This window comes from Hahella sp. KA22, from assembly GCF_004135205.1.
Taxonomy (GTDB): domain Bacteria; phylum Pseudomonadota; class Gammaproteobacteria; order Pseudomonadales; family Oleiphilaceae; genus Hahella.
Window position 1 is genome coordinate 4,836,853 of record NZ_CP035490.1, and the last position, 16,815, is coordinate 4,853,667.

The following is a 16,815-nucleotide window of genomic DNA, read 5'->3' on the forward strand; positions in this document are numbered from 1 at the left end:
CAAAGCTTTCCGCCAAGTTATCAAATATATTCCTTATCTTGTCGGTGGCTTTAATATCACCACTGGCTTTAATCTCAAAACTAGCGAGAGGATCCTCTGTTAATTCTCGCCATTTTTCATTAATCCCTAATGTAACCTCATCAATGTTTTTTCCTTTTAATGAGTTTATTACAGGTAAAAGTTCAGAAACATACGTATCCAGGTCGTCAGAGCTAACACCAAATCCCGTTTTTAAAACCTCTTCCAGCACGTTTGCTGCATGCAGGTTAAATCCCACGCCAGTGGTTATTAGTCCTTTTGAGTCAGTATATAAATCCAGATTTTCATGGCCACCCTCCTCTACCAGCTTAATCAGCTCGTAACGATAATCCTTATAATCACTCTCATTCAAGACACTATAGTTAATTCCGGGCACTACAAACTCCTTACAATTCCATTCGAAATATTTCCAGAAGACCTACTTCCTACAATTCATACTCGCAGATGGCTTGACCTTGATATACGCCAGTTTTCCCAAAAGAAGGATCTGGATCCACCGAAAGCGGCGTCACCTCTACTTTGGACATACCATATTTAAACGTAACAACCGAGTAATACTTATCTTTATACTCCACTATTTCTCCCTTAACAGGTCTTACTCCGCTTTTACCAATCATATCCGCGCTCACATTATTAAATTCATCTACTGCATAATTACCCCTTACCCAATACTGGAACTTCTCATCAAGCCAAGCGACTTGCATTACTTTTTCTTTCACGCCGTCATTATTAAAATCTGCTTCGAATAGCTTAACCTTCATTCTGTCTAACTTCTTCTCTATAGACCTCAATGATTTATTCCATCTTCCAACGCCCGAATCTGCACTAACAAAGCTTGGATTATAAGAATTATCTTGAATTAACATTTTCACTCCCATATAGGTTGGCATATCTGTCCAGACCGGAATAAAACTCTTTCCACCTATATCTACAATGGCATTATAGTTAGACTTGTTTTCTTTTATTTCTTCCCGGCTTTTCTCTATCCAATCACACAATTCGCTTGCGCGAGAGATAGAGCCAGAAATGGCAAAAAAAACCATAACAGAGATTATTGAAATAAACTTAAAATTCACAAAAACTCCTTCTGCATTTTTTTATAGGAAAGAGCCATATCATGCTTACTTTGCATTCATACAGAAATATCTCTTCTCGTATAGCTGATATGATATTCCTGCATAACGACAAAGTACGACTAATGGCCCACCTCAAAATTTTTACGTACCTTGCTTGATTTCTATAATAACTGGATTTCCTCAAGGTTCGTTCTGGCGCAACGAGCAAATGTCAGTCATCTCTCGGTACGATAACAGCCTCCCATGAAGCTCAAACGTTAAAACCCCCGCCTCTACGCGCCAAACTCCTAGCTGTCCCAGACTTTTCCCTCCCTGGTCTTACCCAAGCGATGTCGCAGGTAGAGTCGGCGGTCATCTGTTTATCTCGCTGGTTATCAGAGGTGAAGCCGCTTTGGGTGGGAAATCCGGGGTTGTTTCTGGGAGTGTCGAACATGTGATAGACAGTGACCGCGTTGGACTTTCCGAAAAGGTAATCCTGCGCCAGTTTGTCAGCGCCGCTGGCGTCTCCGATAACGAAGCCAGCTTGATTTCTCAGCGCCTGGTCAATAGCGGGTGCGTAGTGTTGCTCGAATTCTTGTGCAGTAAGATCGAGATGACCGCTTATAAAATAAACAGCCTTATCCATGCATAACGTCTCCTTGTGAGTAGCAGATTCAAAAGGCTTCCAAGCTCTCTCAACAGGGCGACGAATTTGCGTGCCCCATGCCAGCGGGAAGGTTCCTTGTTACGAGTGATTCTGCCAAGATCGTCAAAAATTGAAAAGCGATTGCCTGTTATTTTCCTTCAAAATCAGAGAGGTAACTCACTTTTTAAATAACTGCAGAATTAATAGGCTAGTTAGAAGCTTGCTGTTTCTTTTTTCCGACCAGAGCTGGATCGCCATCACTAATTTCATACTGTATTTTCGTATATGTAATCTACATATAATCCTTTACCTGTATTGACACCTTGCGCTCCTTCTACCCAGCGCCATACAACAGGATATACTCCTTGCTTAACAACATAATCACCATCTACATGATCGCTAATTATCCTTTTTTCATTCCTTTACACCTAATCAGTTATCTGACCATTTATAATCAACCACCATAGCCTTTTCTACTATATCGCGAAGCTCTGCATCATATTTAACAATAACGCTAATAGGTAAGTATTCCTTATAAAATTTATACGTAATATCAACACGTCCATTTACTACATATGAGACTGTACATTGATTTAGTGGAATAGCCCCTCCTCCCCGACAGTCGACAAAGAAAGGTCGTCCCAAAGGGGTTTTATAAATACTTTCAGGAGCTTTATACCCAACAGCAAGCAAATGCTTTGGGCGCTCATCAGCTGACTTCCAATAGCATGCTTCGAGTCCCTCCTCAGTATACTCGCAGTTATTATAACTCCCTTTTGCCTGATAAAACCGGTTCTCAGCTCTATCTTGAAACACTCCAGAACTATATCCAGAATAAGTTAGAGAAATACTTTCCGGCATTAGCTTCAAGTCAGCACTCATACCACCTGTATCTTTCAGCCTGTAATTCAGCCTTATACCTTTTGTAGCGACGGGATTATCTGGACAACCTTCTGGCTCCGTAGGATCAGGCCTATGAGGTAGATCTTCACTATCTTTGACTGCTCGGAACTGTAGGTTAGTCTCGTAGGGAAACCTGAATACTGTTTTCCCCAAAGCCACATATACATTTCCTTCCGCATTCTTCTTACATAGGTCAGGCCTATATTCAATATTCCCCGCAAAGCTAGCATTCCTATTAGTCTCACCATTCTCTTCACTATCCGCATATCCATGCTGACAACCAACTATGAAAAACAGTGCAATGCTCCAGTCGATACACTTTTTATATCTTCCCATTTGTCAAACCCTGCATGCTGTCTCGTATGTATACATCACCACTAAAAAGCCATTAAAACAAAAAATTAAATAAATCTTCCTCCTGATCTCCGCTTCAGTATTCCTCCTCATTAAACGAACCAAAACGACAATTAACGCCTAAAAATAGGCTCTGGGCCAGCAAGCGCCTTTCCCAAAGGCTAACTTCTCGACTTATCCACCAGTAGGGTGAGTGTTTCTTGGGGTATCGAACAGATGGTAGATATTGACTGCGCTGGATTTACCCTCAACATATTTCTGCGCCAGATCGCCAATAACAGGAGATTTGTGCTGCTCGAGTTCCTGTGGGGTAAGATCAAGATGACAGCTTATAAAACAAACTGTCTTCTCCATGGATAACATCTCCTTGTGGGCAGTAGATTCTACCTTTCTTTAAATGGGCTCTCATATGTGCACACGCCAAGCCCGACATCATTTCCAACATCACTTCCATATGGGAGTGTGGGCTCATGCACTATGACAGACACCTCACTAAACCATGCCAGATACACCCTTCCTTTATAGGAAAAAGGAAATCCGTCCCCCATGCTATACCCTGTTTTTTCGTCAAATAAGCCATCCTTGTTTATAGAAATCATTCTATATAATAGCCCCTTATTTTCTCGAATCTTTATACCTCCAACCTCACTTTTCTCCAATGTAATGACCAAAATCAAGACATCCTCTTTTTTTCCATCATTATTTCCATCAGCGCGTGAAATATAAGTTTCCACCTCATCACTTAAGTAGTATTTTTTTTCCGTTAACCAGCTCTCTTCACTAAATACATGATTATTTTTATCAAGATTTTTAAGATAATACCCCTCGTAAGCAGCCAAATATTTCCCTTTATCAACAGGAGTCATTTTAGGAACGTAAAAACCTTTAAATTCTTCATCTGGTTTAAGACCCATAAAATAATATTCTGGCGGCTTACGGTTCAGGTAATCTAAAAACTCATGACATAATTCAAGTCCTTTCCCTTTTTCCATTTTGTAATCAGCATTACAAAATTGCGAGAGAAGCGACAAAATAAAAAAAAGCATCACTTTCTTTATCACGAATACTTTTCTCTCTTCACTTCGCAAAACCTCATTATCGATAATATTTTTCATAACGACCTATTCTGTCAAAATTTATAGTATCCCGCCCAATACAGGGTCACCCCCATATAAATCGCTTTATTTAGAAGCAACCAAAATTATATTCACGCACTTTATCCACATGTGAGACAGCACGGAAGTCTTCATTATGGAAATAAATGAAAATTTACTCTTTTCATATTTAAGGCCTCTTTCTACGCACCAAATTCCCAGCGCTCCTATTTCTCCCTTCTTTCCCAACCCAAGGAGGATCGTAAGTAGAGCCAGCGGACATATGTCTATCTCGTCGGTTATTGGAGGTGAAACCGCTTCAGAGAAAAACCCGGGGTTGCTTCTAAAGGTGTCGAACATTTGATGAACAACGAACGCATCAGATTTACCCTCAAGGTAGTCCTGCGTCATATCGTCAATAACGGGAGATTGGTATTGCTCGATTTCCTGAGGGTAAGATCAAGAGGACCATTTTTTATAAGACAAACAATCTTCTCCATGGATAACGTCTCCTTGTGAGCAGTAGGTTCGAAAGGCTTCCAAGCTATACAACAGGGCGACAAATTAACGCGCTCTATGCAGGCAGGAAGGAGTTCCTTATTACGAGAGATTCTCCCAACTTCAGCAACTCTTGAAAAGCGATAATCTATTGTTCTCTATAAAACCAGATGAATAGCTCACACTTTTAAACCATAAAAGACAACCGGCAAGCTGAGCCCTACTCCCCCTTAAATTTCATCGTTCGACCCAGCTCGTCAAGAGCGTTTATTACTACCGCCTCCACCCGCTCTCTTTCCTCAGGATCTTCTATATAGGTTAAAGACTCCAAAATTGAAGCATTTCGATAAAGACTGTTCACCTCATATAAATTACCGCCAAGAAACAGTACAAAAATGGTTATTTCCGGCATCCCAGAATCCAATTGGACAAGCCAAGAATCACTTTCTCTATCTAAAACCCAGTAGTCGCCTTCGTTTATCTCTCCGAGCGGAGTGGGATATATATAAGGGAGTCTTGGCAAAGAGCCTCGTGTCATCGCTTTCCCGACTTTGGAACTACCCCGATGTGTTAAAATAGTATCTTGCACCTTCAGGCAATTTTGTGCTGTAAGATCTTCTATTACATAGTTCATTGCCAACACGTCACTTTCAAATATTCAGTTAATACAATTGCATTTTAGGCAGATGCATCACACTTAGGCTTCAAGCCATTCTAAGATACCAATACAATCATCACACCGCGTGAAAACCAGCTAGGGCTTATAACCTGCATTACCTACGCGCCAAATTCCTAGCCGTCCCGGACTTCTCCCTCCCTGGTCTGACCCAAGCGATGTCGCAGGTAGAGTCGGCGGTCATCTGTTTATCTCGTTGGTTATCGGAGGTGAAGCCGCTTCGGGTGGGAAATCCGGGGTTGTTTCTGGGAGTGTCGAACATGTGGTAGACAGTAACCGCGTTGGACTTTCCGAAAAGGTAGTCTTGCGCCAGTTTGTCCGCGCCGCGGGCGTCTCCGATAACGAAGCTGGCTTGGTTTTCCAGCGCCTGGTCAATAGCGGGTGCGTAGTGTCGCTCGAATTCCTGTGGGGTAAGATCAAGATGACCGCTTATAAAACAAACAGTCTTCTCCATGAATAACGTCTCCTTGTGAGCAATCGATTCGAAAGGCTTCCGAGCTTTCTCAACAGGGCGACGAATTAGCGTGCTCCATGCCGGCGGGAAGGTTCCTTGTTACGAGTGATTCTGCCAAGATCGTCAAAAATTGAAAAGCGATTACCTGTTATTTTTCTTCAAAATCAGAGAGGTAACTCACTTTTTCAAATAACTGCAGAATTAATAGGCAAGATTGACCGACGGCTGAGGCGAAGAGGCCAAGCCCTAAGGCGTGTCTGGCCCCTGTCTGATGGTTGTTCCGAGCATGGTTTGCTCAGAACAAGTACAGGAAGTTTAACGCGGTGCTCCATACCGTGCTTCGATCCACCAACGGCGAATCAGTGATTTCGTCTCCCAGCCAGCGCACTTCCGCTGAGTGAGAGATACGCCAGTGTTCCGACAATGCAGTGAATAGCTCATAGCCGACAAAAGGCGTCAGCGTGTCATCGCCTTCATAGGCGCTGCGATCGGAGGTAGCTTCGCTATCAAGAACGCCATAGTAGTAGTCTACGTAGTCACTGCTGCGATAGTAAAAGCCTGCTGAAGGCGTCAGATAGAGCGTCTCGCTTAACTTTTGCGGTGCGGAGAAACTGGCGCTGGCGACCAGCCCTTTATAAGCGCCGGACACATCGTGTGCGATGGCGGCGTTCAACGAGCCCTGATCGAATGCGTACTCCACTCCCACGCCCAAGTCGATACTGGCGTCTCTATCGTCCATTCCGGCAAAGACGACGGAGTCTGACGCATCATATCCGCCGTCTCCCATTCCCAGGCTGATGTAGGCGCTCAAACCACTGTCGCCATCGCCCACTACGCGATAATCAGCCTCAGTTCCGCTAATGCTGAAACGATCTCCTTCATACGAAATCGCCGGATAGACCGCCAGCTCATCTGAGCCGCTGACACCTTCGTACTCCGATTTCCAGGCTGCTGCGCCAACGCCGAGCATGAAATCCCCGGCGCACGCCGATCCGGCGCTCAAACATAAAGACAGCGCAACAAACTTCCTTTTACTTACCACAAGATACCTCACTTTCTCGTTGTTATTGAAAGACATAAGCCTAACCACGAAATGGCTCGCGCAACAAGCTGATTATTTTGTATCAGAAATATGACACCTGAGCATTACTCACTTATTGTCTTCCTAAAAAAACAATCCACTTTGCTTCATTGGTTTCCTCCATACCCCGCCGAGCCTAGAATAAAAACAGCACATTCAACGCCACCACTTCCCCCCAAGGAGGACATACCGTGCTTACTTCAGCCGAGCTCAGCCGCTACAGTCGCCATCTCAGCCTGCCGGAGTTTGGCCGCTCAGGTCAGGAGCGCTTGCGGGCTTCCCGCGTGTTGATCGTGGGCGCCGGCGGATTGGGATCTCCTCTGGGACTGTATTTAGCGGCGGCGGGTGTGGGTGTTTTGGGGATTGTGGATGGCGATGTGGTGGAGGAAAGCAATCTGCAGCGGCAGGTTCTGTATACCGTAAATGATATTGGTCACTCCAAAGCCGAACGCGCCGCCGCTCGTTTAAGCGCGCTGAACCCTCACGTAGACATACGCCCCTACGCGATGACGCTGTCCTCGGAAAACGCTCTTGCGCTGATCAATGACTATGACTTGGTGATCGACGGCACAGACAACTTCCCCACTCGTTACCTGACCAACGACGCCTGCGTGCTCACCGGCAAACCCAATGTGTATGGCAGCATCTTTCAGTTCGAAGGACAGGCCAGCGTGTTTCATCATGATGGCGGCCCTTGCTATCGCTGCCTGTTTCCAGAACCGCCTCCGCCGGGCATGGTTCCCTCCTGCGCGGAGGGCGGCGTACTGGGCGTATTGCCCGCCATGATCGCGAGCATACAGGCGACCGAGGCTATCAAGATCATCACTGGCATAGGCGACACCTTGAGCGGCCGCCTATTGCAATACAACGCATTGAGTATGAGTTTTGAGGAGTTGCGGCTGCGAAGAGATTCCCAGTGTCCCGTCTGCGGAGACCTTCCCAGCATCAGGGCGTTGATTGATTACGACGCCTTTTGCGGCATACCTAAAAACCTCATGCAGGAGAGCAATATCAGCCCGGAAGCGCTGCACGCGCGACTGCAACAGGGTGAGAATCTGACGCTGATTGACGTTCGGGAGCATTACGAACGGGAGATTTGCGCCATTGCCGGCAGCCTGCACATTCCACTGCAAACCCTGCCGGCGCGAATAAACGAGTTCGCCAAAGAGCAAACGCTGGTGTTCTACTGCAAGTCAGGCGGACGCTCCGCCAGCGCCCGTGATTTATTTAACGATGCTGATTTCAAACGCGTCTATAACTTAAGCGGAGGCATTCTCGCCTGGGCGGCCAAAGTCGACCCAGACATGCCCCGCTATTGATCCGTTCCCATCTCCACCTGCGCTTTAATTAGGGGCCGCTGCGACCGGACTAAAAATGCTTATCGAAGCGTACGACATAAATCGGCGGCAGATGTTCGCTCAGGCACTGCCAATGATCACCCTGATCTTCACTCACCCACAGCCCGCCTGTGGTGGAGCCAAACGCCAAGATGTCGCCGCTATCGTCTACATCTAATGAATGACGATAGGTCAGATCATAGGCCGGACCTTGCGGCAGCCCATGGCTGAGCGCAATGAAACTTTTGCCGCCGTCCCGCGTGCGGTTGATGATTAATTTGCCATCTACCGGGACGCGGCGTTCATCCTTAATCGCCGGAGCAAACCAGGCTGTGTTTGGGTCCTGGGGATGCACCGCTACTGCGAAACCGAACACAGAGGGAGAAACATCCGTAAGTTCTGTCCAGCTATGCCCGCCGTCATCAGAACGGAAGATGCCGTTATGGTGCTGAATCCACATATGATCCGGCGAAGCAGGACAACTGACCATGCGATGCGGGTCCTGAGACACCGGATTGTAGGCCTGATCCGGAGGCAGAAAGGCGGCGCGTAGTCCCTGCCCGGTCTGTGTCCAGGTGTCGCCAGCATCGAGACTTTCCCATACGCCGCCGCAAGAGATCGCCAGCCGGACGCAACGGGTGTTATTAGGATGCACGCAGATAGAGTGAATGCCGGGCTTGTCATAACCGCCGCCAAACCAGTTGGCGCGTTCCGGCCGGTTCCACAGCGACTCAATCAGCGTCCAGCTTTCGCCCCGGTCCGTGGATTTGAACAAACCGCCGGGAATAGTTCCCGCCCACAATGTATCCGGTTGATCGGCGCCGCCGGGAACCAGCTCCCAGATCAGGTCCACCGCCGGCCCATCTTCATCGCCGCTTTTGGGAAATTTAGGAGCGCTAATTTCCGTCCACTCACGCGAACCGGACTCCGCCCTGTGCAGCTTCACGCCAAAGTGGCCAAGATTAAGCGCCGCGTACTGATTCCCGTTACGCGGGTCCCGCAACGCCATAGACACCGGGTCGCCCAGAAAATCCGGCTCCCCGCAGCGCCATTGCCCCTTTCCCGTACGCTCGTAGACAAACAAGCCTTTACGCGTTCCTATACGCAGTTTTTGATTCATCGCCGCCGCTCCCATCAGTTTGAAGGATTGGGACCGCCGTCAACCGCCGGAGAGCGCCTGCAGCACATGTACTTCGGATTCAGGCTGTAACGCGTCGGTCAGATGAAGTCGGTCCCGGATCATCTGTCCATCCACAAAAATCGCTATGTTTTTTCTCAACCGGTCCTGATCATCGAGGATATAACCCGCCAGCCGTACGTTATCCGCAAAGACCCTTTGCAACGCTTCCGCCACCGTCGTCGCCGGAACAGCCTGTGGTGGACAAGATAGGTAACGTTTGAGGTTATTAGTGAAAGTGACCGTCGCCATAATTATTCGTCTTATTCGTCTTATTCGTCTTATTCGTCTTATTCGTCTTATTCGTCTTATTCGTCTTATTCGTCTTATTCGTCTTATTCGTCTTATTCGTCTTATTCGTCTTATTCGTCTTATTCGTCTTATTCGACGTGATTGCCGTTATTGGTAGGGACAACATCCGTGGTTTGATATTAGCACAGCGTCGCGCTAAAACAGTGTCGCCAGACTGTCCGCCACCTGCGCGCCGGCGGGCAAACGCCGCTCATCCTCAGGCAGGTACTTACCGGTGCGCACCAGACAGGCTTGCAGGCCTGCGTTCAGCGCGCCTTCTACATCAACAGCAACATCGTCCCCCACCATCAGGCACTGCTCTGGAGAGAAACCAGTTGTGGCCCGCACCTGATCAAAAAATTCCCGGCTGGGTTTGCCCATGATCACTGCGGTGATGTCCGCCGCCTATTTCAATGCCGATCAGAGACGCGGTGAATAACTCTGAGTCCTGCAAGCTGAGATCAAGAAACAACGCCTTATAGGAAAGAGACATCGGCGACCTCCTCGTCCATTGGAAGAATAGAGTCGGAAATACTCTGCAAGTGGGTCGAATATTTATACTGACGGCTTATGGCGGGTTTAACAACCGCCAAGGCGCCTGACGTCGGCCTATAAACGTAAAGGCAACGCCAAGCGCTTCGGGGAAAAGGCTTGCAATGAAGTAAATATCTGAGCGTTTAGCGCGCCAAAGCGCCGATCATTTCGTCGAAGGTTTCTACACGAATACTGCGCACCAGATCGATATACAAATCCCAATTCCAGGCGGGATTGGGACAAGTACGATGACCGGAATGAGGCGCTTCCTCGATATGACCGCGAATGCCTGCGGTGTGCGGTGCGGTTTCATGGCGTACGGGAATGCCATAGCGATGACATAACCAAGCCACCAGTCGCGCGGACGCCATGTATTGCGCATCCGTGGGATAAGTCCTTGGATTCGGGTCCCAGGGATTCACATGCTCAATGCCAATACTCTCGCGATTGGTTTGGGAATGGATATTATCGACATGGTTGGCGATGTGCGCTTCCCTCACGGTCTGCACCACGCGCCCTTCACGATTGACGATATAGTGGGCGCTGGCGGGGCCCGCCCGAAACGTATTCAACGCATTGCGTTCAGTCAAAGCAGGCCCGCCAGTAATATGGATGATGATGTAACGAATATCCCGACGCCCCGGCGGAATTCTGAAATTCGCCGCCGGCGACCATAGCGCGTTGGGATAATCCACCCGCCGCATATCCACCTGCAATAATCGATCTTCCCAGGGTTGTCCCATGATGACTCTCCACCGTTTCATTGTGAGCGCTTTTTATTGGTTAGACGGAAAGATCCGTCGTTATTTTCAAGTTAACGCCACCGAAGAAAAAGCACAGTGGAAAAAGTCACATTTCAAATGTGAGGAAATAAACCTGAGGCGAGTCGCTGTGGCCTTTATGCTTGTTAAATACGCCTTCCCTGAGAACCTCTACTTATCCGCCCAATGCCAGGCCGGCGTGTCCAGAATGCCTTGTCCGATGATTTCTGTTTGGCCCAGGGGCTTTTCCAGTTGTACTGCATGGCATTCCGGGTGTTCATTGAGCGCAGCGACGAGACGGGAGGCGTGAGACACCACCCAGACCTGAGAATGCTCCGAGGCGCGCAAAATCAAGCGCGCCAAGGCCGGCAATAAGTCAGGATGCAAGCTGGTTTCCGGTTCGTTCAGAACCATCAGTGATGGCGGGCGCGGGGTAAGTAGCGCCGCCACCCATAGGATATAGCGCAAGGTGCCGTCGGAAAGTTCCGCGCCGGTCAAAGGCCTGAGCAGTCCTTCCTGATAAAACATCAACGAGAAACGGCCGTCTTCGTGCAGCCTTACATCCAGTCTGGCGCCGGGAAAGGCGTCACTGATGGCCGCATCAAGCGCTTCGCTGTCGCCGATTTCACGAATGGTCTGCACCGCCGCCGCCAAGTCGCGGCCATCATGATGCAGCACCGGTGTGCGTGTGCCCAACTGCGGTTTACGAGCAGGCGCATCGCGGTCTGTACGAAAGTGATCGTAGAAACGCCAGTTGCGAATCGTTTCGCGGACACGAAATACCTCCGGCGCAGCGCTGGGATCGGCCAGCTGATCAAACATACTGGTGAAGAGACTCAAATTCTGCGCCGCCACGTTCCAGGTACGTCCATCGCGCACTCTCACCATTGGCCCTTCACGATCCACCAGCAGTCCGGCGGGGCGATAAAACGATCCAGCCCAAATACACTCCCGTTTAATTTCTGGGTCTAACGCGAATGCTGAAGGCGATGGCTTGGGCAAACCAAGGGATATCGCGTAACCGAAGTCTTCCCCCGCAAAGCCGAGCCGTAAGCGCACCGCATCACGACGTGGACCGCCCTGCACAGGTATCTCGCCAGTCCGCATCCGACGACTGATTTTCTCCGGCCCAGCCCAGAATGTAGAGCCCAATCCGCCCTCTCCGGCCAAAGAATTAACCACCCCGCCTTGCGCCGTCTCCGCCAGCAATCGCAACGCCCGGTACAAATTAGACTTGCCGCTGCCGTTCGGCCCGGTAATCACATTCAGCGACCCCAATGGCATCGTCAGCTGCAGTATGGAACGGTAGTTATTGATGGAGAGCGTAGTGAGCATGTTAATGTTCCTGATCGAGCCGTCTTGTAGAGTCGGCAACCTAGCATTTAAAACGACACATGTTTTACCAAACTGCATTGGAGCCCAATCATTATGGATATAGCCAGAACAGGGATCATTTTAAACACGGAAAACTACAACGCCTGCGTGGCTTTCTATCGGGATCTGTTCAACCTCGAAATCCAATTTCAAGAGCAACGCGGCGACTTCCAAATGACCTGTTTTTGCTACGGCGGCGCTTACTTATTATTAACATGGCAATGATATTGGCATGTTAATCATCAGGCGCATGGACGCGCCTGCGCGGCGTTAAGCCGCGGGAGACAGGGCCTGACATGTGCAGGCCCTGTCGTTGCAGACAAATAGAAGGAAGCTATTTGTCTGCCTGATTAATAGTGGAGACCGGCGGCAGCGCTTACGCCGGAACCCCTGAAAACCTGATACATCAGCGCCCCGCTAAACTAAGGTTCAATGTCAGCGATCTGGAGCAAGCGCTGGAAGAAGTGCGCGCCTTTGGCATAACGGCCGAGATTGAGCGATACGCCTGGGGGGTCAGTCATCAATATCCAGGACCCGGATGGCAACCGGGTCGGGATCAGGGATGAAGCAACGTTTTTAGATCAATTAACGGAATACGCTAAAAGCCGTTAGTCATATCAGCTCTGAGCGACGGAACAGGCTTGCCCTGAGGTAGCGACGCTCCGACGTTGCGTCAGCACAGCCTGAGCGATGCCGGAGCACATGATCAGTCCACAGCCGGCCATCTGCAAAGGGCTCAACGCCTGATCAAACAAAGCCCAGCCGAATGTCACTACAGCGATAGGCTCCAAATAAGCCAACGTGCCAAAGGTGGCGGAAGGCAGTTCGCGCAGTGCAATCACTGCAAACAGGATAGCGAGAAAGCCAGGCACAAGGCCCGCCGCCAGCAACCAGCCCCACTGCGCTGGCGCAATCGCTTCCTGTTGCTGCAGCATCAATGGCGCCATACACAGCGCGCCGATCAGCATTTGATACCAGCTTCTGGCGTAAACGTGCACATGCGCAGGCGTGGCGCGATTAATGATAATAAAGCCCGCATAGCACAGCATGGCCAGCCCGGCGTAGGACATACCCACAGCATCCTGGGAGCCGCCGAACTCAAGACGAAACTCCATCATCATCGAAAAGCCGAACAGCGCGGTAAGAATCAGACCTATCGCGCTGGCGCTGAGTTTCTCTGACAAAAACAGGTGCGCGAATACGGAAGCGACCACTGGAGCAAGATAGATGGTCATAATGGCGTTGGCCATGCTGGTGTACTCCATGGCCTGGATATAAAACACTATAAATCCCGCCAGAAAGCCGCCGTTGAACAGCACCCGCCAGGAAGGCCAACACCACAACAAGTTCGCTTTACGGATGACCAGCAAATACCCCAGCATCATCGCCGCGCCAAAAAACAACCGATAAAAAGTCACGGTTTCCGCACCCAACTGCGCGTACTTGGCGATAACGCCAATCGTCCCCATAAACACCGCCGACAAGGCCGCCATCAGCAAAAAAAGCGTCGCGCTGTCTGCGGGCTGCTGTATCTGCTTCATCTGATTTCCTTGACTGCAAAGGTGAAAACGTAAGAGCGAAAGTCCATTAATTCAGGACAATTAGAGCAAGCTGTAATTAAGACTAACGAAAAGACCAGCTCAACCTTCGCTGAGCTGCGTCCTCACCTCTTCCAGGATGCGTCCCAGCATATTCTGGCCACTGCCGTCGCCGCCATCGCCCCAGTAGTCGTCGTTGTCCGTGTGTTCGACGATTTTAGCGGAGCCAGTGCTGAGCAAGCGTTCGCGCAGGGCTTCGTGTTGGGTGAATTTGGCGAGGATGGCCTCACGCATGATATTGAGTTTGACGGCCTCCCAATCGTTGCGCAGCTTTCTTTTGCGGTCGCGACCTTTACGCGCGGCCTCCAGCGGAGACTTGGCTTTGCGAATATCGCTGCGGTCCTTTTCTTCCTCGAATTTCATGGCCTGAAAATAATGCTCGCTGCTGGGCCACACTTTTCCTTTGAGCTTGATCGGATATTGGGCGAAATTGGAAAACTCTCCAAATTCATCATTTACGCTATAAAACTTAATCACTTCCACGTTTGTACAGGCCCGTCGTCAATTATTTTGCGGCGCTCACAACCATCTCCATAGACGCAGTCTGACGGATGACCGCAACAGCGGACAACTCATTTTCCGTTACAGATTTTTGACGAAGATGGCTCGCAAGACGAAGCAAATTAACGCAAGCGACGCTTCCGCGCAATGAGGTGTCAAGTAAAAACGCCGTCCACCAAAGCGGACGGCGTTGTATGGATTAATCAGTAGAGGTCAGTTTCCAGCGTGCGCTGAACCAGCCAGGTTGAATCGGCCCCGCCTCGGGCGTCCCGTTTTCAATATGTAGATACTGGTCCGGTCGCCAGCGGTTACGGATGCGCACCAGGTCAGGCTGTCCTTCCACCGGCTCCAGCTTCCATTGCGCGCTATGCCAGCCGCTCTCAATGGCGCCCGCCTGCAAGCCGCCATCTTCAACATTCATGCAGGCCTGCGCTCGCCAGCGGTTACAGATTCGCACATAATCGTCCTGGCCAACCGCTTTGATATCCCATTGGGCGCTCCACCAGCCTTGTTCAATGGCCCCACTTTCCAGTCCGCCGTTTTCCATATGCAAAAACTGATCGGCGCGCCAATAGTTCTGCATTCGATAGCGGCCACCGGTCTCGCCCGGGAACGGTACTTTATGGATTCGATTGGCGGACATCGCGGCGGAACGTTCGCGCCACAAGCGCGCCATATCCTGTGAGTGCGTCGTCCCGAGCACGTTGCCTTCGTCATCCATAATCAACGGAGATGAGTAATAGCTCAGGTCATTGCCGCATTGCGCCGTCCCTCTTCCCTGCCTGACGCTAAAACCGTAGTTATAGCCTGTGTCGCCTTCGGATTTGCAGTGCATCCCACCGACATTGTGGCCGACTTCATGGCGATAGGCGCCGGGCCAGGGCGCGCCAATCACCACAATGTCTCCGGGCACATTACCCCAGCCTCCCGCGCTTCCAGGCGCATCCGTCGGCCGTTGCACCAAACCAATCAGGTCCGGCGCGTAGCGCGCGATATCGTCCTTGAACCACTCTTTGCCGTCCTGCAGCACGGAAGTCACCACACCGGGATTTTGCGGCGACACGCCAACTCCCACCAGTCTCAGGTATACCCCTTCTATCTGGCTGTTGTTGAGCGCTTCATTCACCGTCTCCACGTACATTTGCGCTTCAGTGTTGATATTGCCTACGTCCTGGGCTGCTTGTTCGGAGAAACCGATGAATACGTCAATGACATAACGTCCCGAGGCGTCTTTTTCTCCGGCCGCCTCTTGGTTTAAGCGCCCCATAAAGCTCGTATCTGGATTCTTCAGTATACGATCGTCCATTTTAGGCGGTTTAATTTTTCGCCAGAAAACGTTTTCATTTCCATCTGAAGGCGACTGCAAACGAAACTGACCGGAACCCGTTTCCAGATAACCGGACATTTCCTGCTTGTCGTGATCCAGGGTGATGATAAAACTGCTGTAGTCCATGAATTCCGCCAGAGCAGGATCATCTACCTGCGCGCGAATGACCTCGACGCCATTGACCTGCGAGCGCGACTTAACGGTGTAGAACAAGGTGCGCCCGTCATCGAGGTGGATTTCCCCATCCTCGTTTTGGGCGAATTGCAGATACTCCTCATGTGCCGACAGGGATTGCCCTTGTACAGTCGCGCTGAGCAAACATAAGGCGGCGAATGACGACGTGAAAAACCTCTTTTTACGCATAGCGATATCCTTATTGTCATAGTTGAGTTGCAAGGCCTCGCGCCAGTGCGCCCTTCACTCCCTCAGGTTCGCCCGACGCAATAGGTACATCGGCCTCAGCGTCGTTTTATGCGGAACGCGGCAACTATGCCGCGACAGCTTCACACAATGAAAACGTTTTCAATATTACTCCAAAAATTAGCGCGACTGTATAACAATCGCGCCGCATTTTGTGAGTGGCGGCAAATTTCGTTAAGTTGCGCGCAGGCTTGTCTTAGCGTAAGCAGGTCAGTCTTTGCCGAACCACTCCACTTCTTCTTCATACAGGTAGGCTCCGGCCTCCTCCGCAGTGAAGCCTTTGCGCTCTTTGAAAAGCTCGACCTCCTTGCGACTCTGAGGACCGCCGCCAACGCGGATCAGGCAATCGATATAATCGATAAACGCCTCGGATTCATCGCCAAAATCCTGGCCAACCAGAATCTGCTTATCGCATGGAAAAATACCGCTACGCACTTTCAACGCCCTTCTCGCGGATATTCCCACCGTCGTGAGCCCCATACGCACCGCCAGTTCATAAGCCAGTTTGGGCACGCCGGAGTTAGTCAGTCCGCTGACAATTTCCACCTGACTCTTATCCTTTCCGTCGATCCAGGTTTTGATAGAGCGTTCCAGGATTTCGCTGGCCGCTTGCTGGTCAAACCAGCGCTTGCTGAATCCCACTACCCCGATCTTCATTTTATTGTTCTCCACACAGCTTAATTTGTTCGATGTTC

At 50.0% G+C, this 16,815-nt stretch carries 21 protein-coding genes; 3 read left to right on the plus strand and 18 right to left on the minus strand.

All coding sequences use genetic code 11. From position 1 onward, the window contains the following. Nucleotides 1-464: 464 nt before the first annotated feature. The 8 genes from EUZ85_RS21280 to EUZ85_RS21315 all read right to left on the minus strand — a co-directional run bounded on the left by EUZ85_RS21280 (nucleotide 465) and on the right by EUZ85_RS21315 (nucleotide 6,761). Nucleotides 465-1,115, minus strand: a complete 651-nt coding sequence (locus EUZ85_RS21280; protein WP_127971694.1) for a hypothetical protein — start codon at nucleotides 1,113-1,115, stop codon at nucleotides 465-467. Nucleotides 1,116-1,365: 250 nt separating this feature from the next. Continuing rightward, the gene (locus EUZ85_RS21285; protein WP_127971696.1) at nucleotides 1,366-1,740 is read right to left on the minus strand and encodes a hypothetical protein; all 375 of its coding nucleotides are present in this window, start codon (nucleotides 1,738-1,740) and stop codon (nucleotides 1,366-1,368) included. 432 nt (nucleotides 1,741-2,172) lie between these two features. Then, entirely contained in the window at nucleotides 2,173-2,979 is an 807-nt protein-coding gene (locus tag EUZ85_RS21290; RefSeq protein WP_127971698.1) for a hypothetical protein, read from the minus strand. A gap of 192 nt (nucleotides 2,980-3,171) precedes the next feature. Then, nucleotides 3,172-3,351: a hypothetical protein gene (locus tag EUZ85_RS21295; RefSeq protein ID WP_127971700.1), complete on the minus strand. Its 180-nt coding sequence runs from the start codon at nucleotides 3,349-3,351 to the stop codon at nucleotides 3,172-3,174. A 29-nt stretch (nucleotides 3,352-3,380) separates the two neighbouring features. Beyond that, nucleotides 3,381-4,112: a hypothetical protein gene (locus EUZ85_RS21300; protein WP_127971702.1), complete on the minus strand. Its 732-nt coding sequence runs from the start codon at nucleotides 4,110-4,112 to the stop codon at nucleotides 3,381-3,383. A gap of 697 nt (nucleotides 4,113-4,809) precedes the next feature. Then, entirely contained in the window at nucleotides 4,810-5,223 is a 414-nt protein-coding gene (locus EUZ85_RS21305; protein ID WP_127971704.1) for a hypothetical protein, read from the minus strand. Between the two features lie 139 nt (nucleotides 5,224-5,362). After that, nucleotides 5,363-5,719: a hypothetical protein gene (locus EUZ85_RS21310; RefSeq protein WP_127971706.1), complete on the minus strand. Its 357-nt coding sequence runs from the start codon at nucleotides 5,717-5,719 to the stop codon at nucleotides 5,363-5,365. Between the two features lie 295 nt (nucleotides 5,720-6,014). Continuing rightward, nucleotides 6,015-6,761 carry a MipA/OmpV family protein gene (locus tag EUZ85_RS21315; protein WP_164887311.1) on the minus strand — a complete coding sequence of 249 codons (747 nt, stop codon included), beginning with the start codon at nucleotides 6,759-6,761 and terminating at the stop codon, nucleotides 6,015-6,017. Nucleotides 6,762-6,991: 230 nt separating this feature from the next. Here EUZ85_RS21315 and moeB point away from each other — a divergent pair, with 230 nt between their 5' ends. After that, nucleotides 6,992-8,119: a molybdopterin-synthase adenylyltransferase MoeB gene (gene moeB / locus EUZ85_RS21320; RefSeq protein ID WP_127971710.1), complete on the plus strand. Its 1,128-nt coding sequence runs from the start codon at nucleotides 6,992-6,994 to the stop codon at nucleotides 8,117-8,119. A gap of 49 nt (nucleotides 8,120-8,168) precedes the next feature. Here the strand turns inward: moeB and EUZ85_RS21325 are convergent, their stop codons facing one another. The 6 genes from EUZ85_RS21325 to EUZ85_RS21345 all read right to left on the minus strand — a co-directional run bounded on the left by EUZ85_RS21325 (nucleotide 8,169) and on the right by EUZ85_RS21345 (nucleotide 12,235). Beyond that, nucleotides 8,169-9,257 carry an exo-alpha-sialidase gene (locus EUZ85_RS21325; protein ID WP_127971712.1) on the minus strand — a complete coding sequence of 363 codons (1,089 nt, stop codon included), beginning with the start codon at nucleotides 9,255-9,257 and terminating at the stop codon, nucleotides 8,169-8,171. Nucleotides 9,258-9,296: 39 nt separating this feature from the next. After that, nucleotides 9,297-9,566: a MoaD/ThiS family protein gene (locus tag EUZ85_RS21330; RefSeq protein WP_127971714.1), complete on the minus strand. Its 270-nt coding sequence runs from the start codon at nucleotides 9,564-9,566 to the stop codon at nucleotides 9,297-9,299. A 195-nt stretch (nucleotides 9,567-9,761) separates the two neighbouring features. After that, nucleotides 9,762-9,986: an HAD hydrolase-like protein gene (locus tag EUZ85_RS21335; RefSeq protein WP_241566819.1), complete on the minus strand. Its 225-nt coding sequence runs from the start codon at nucleotides 9,984-9,986 to the stop codon at nucleotides 9,762-9,764. Continuing rightward, on the minus strand, nucleotides 9,958-10,098 hold the full coding sequence (locus EUZ85_RS31230; protein ID WP_164887157.1) for a hypothetical protein: 141 nt from the start codon (nucleotides 10,096-10,098) through the stop codon (nucleotides 9,958-9,960). The genes EUZ85_RS21335 and EUZ85_RS31230 overlap by 29 nt, the downstream gene beginning before the upstream one ends. A 184-nt stretch (nucleotides 10,099-10,282) precedes the next feature. Further along, nucleotides 10,283-10,882, minus strand: a complete 600-nt coding sequence (locus EUZ85_RS21340) for an N-acetylmuramoyl-L-alanine amidase (protein WP_164887312.1) — start codon at nucleotides 10,880-10,882, stop codon at nucleotides 10,283-10,285. A 189-nt stretch (nucleotides 10,883-11,071) separates the two neighbouring features. Then, nucleotides 11,072-12,235 carry an AAA family ATPase gene (locus EUZ85_RS21345; protein WP_127971718.1) on the minus strand — a complete coding sequence of 388 codons (1,164 nt, stop codon included), beginning with the start codon at nucleotides 12,233-12,235 and terminating at the stop codon, nucleotides 11,072-11,074. A 93-nt stretch (nucleotides 12,236-12,328) separates the two neighbouring features. On the opposite strand from EUZ85_RS21345, the gene EUZ85_RS31235 reads away from it, so the two are divergent. Both EUZ85_RS31235 and EUZ85_RS31240 read left to right on the plus strand, forming a co-directional pair. Beyond that, a complete protein-coding gene (locus tag EUZ85_RS31235; RefSeq protein WP_164887313.1) occupies nucleotides 12,329-12,499 on the plus strand; it encodes a hypothetical protein in 171 nt (56 codons plus the stop codon). A 131-nt stretch (nucleotides 12,500-12,630) separates the two neighbouring features. After that, complete coding sequence (locus tag EUZ85_RS31240; protein ID WP_164887314.1) at nucleotides 12,631-12,840, plus strand: hypothetical protein; 210 nt, start codon at nucleotides 12,631-12,633, stop codon at nucleotides 12,838-12,840. A 51-nt stretch (nucleotides 12,841-12,891) separates the two neighbouring features. Here EUZ85_RS31240 and EUZ85_RS21350 read toward each other — a convergent pair whose 3' ends face one another. From EUZ85_RS21350 to EUZ85_RS21365, 4 genes are all read right to left on the minus strand, one after another. Then, nucleotides 12,892-13,815 (minus strand): DMT family transporter, encoded by a 924-nt coding sequence (locus EUZ85_RS21350; protein WP_127971720.1) that lies wholly within the window; start codon nucleotides 13,813-13,815, stop codon nucleotides 12,892-12,894. Between the two features lie 99 nt (nucleotides 13,816-13,914). After that, nucleotides 13,915-14,355 carry an NADAR family protein gene (locus EUZ85_RS21355; RefSeq protein ID WP_127971722.1) on the minus strand — a complete coding sequence of 147 codons (441 nt, stop codon included), beginning with the start codon at nucleotides 14,353-14,355 and terminating at the stop codon, nucleotides 13,915-13,917. Nucleotides 14,356-14,572: 217 nt separating this feature from the next. Further along, on the minus strand, nucleotides 14,573-16,063 hold the full coding sequence (locus tag EUZ85_RS21360; protein WP_127971724.1) for a hypothetical protein: 1,491 nt from the start codon (nucleotides 16,061-16,063) through the stop codon (nucleotides 14,573-14,575). A gap of 267 nt (nucleotides 16,064-16,330) precedes the next feature. Next, on the minus strand, nucleotides 16,331-16,777 hold the full coding sequence (locus EUZ85_RS21365; RefSeq protein ID WP_127971726.1) for a hypothetical protein: 447 nt from the start codon (nucleotides 16,775-16,777) through the stop codon (nucleotides 16,331-16,333). Nucleotides 16,778-16,815 lie beyond the last annotated feature (38 nt).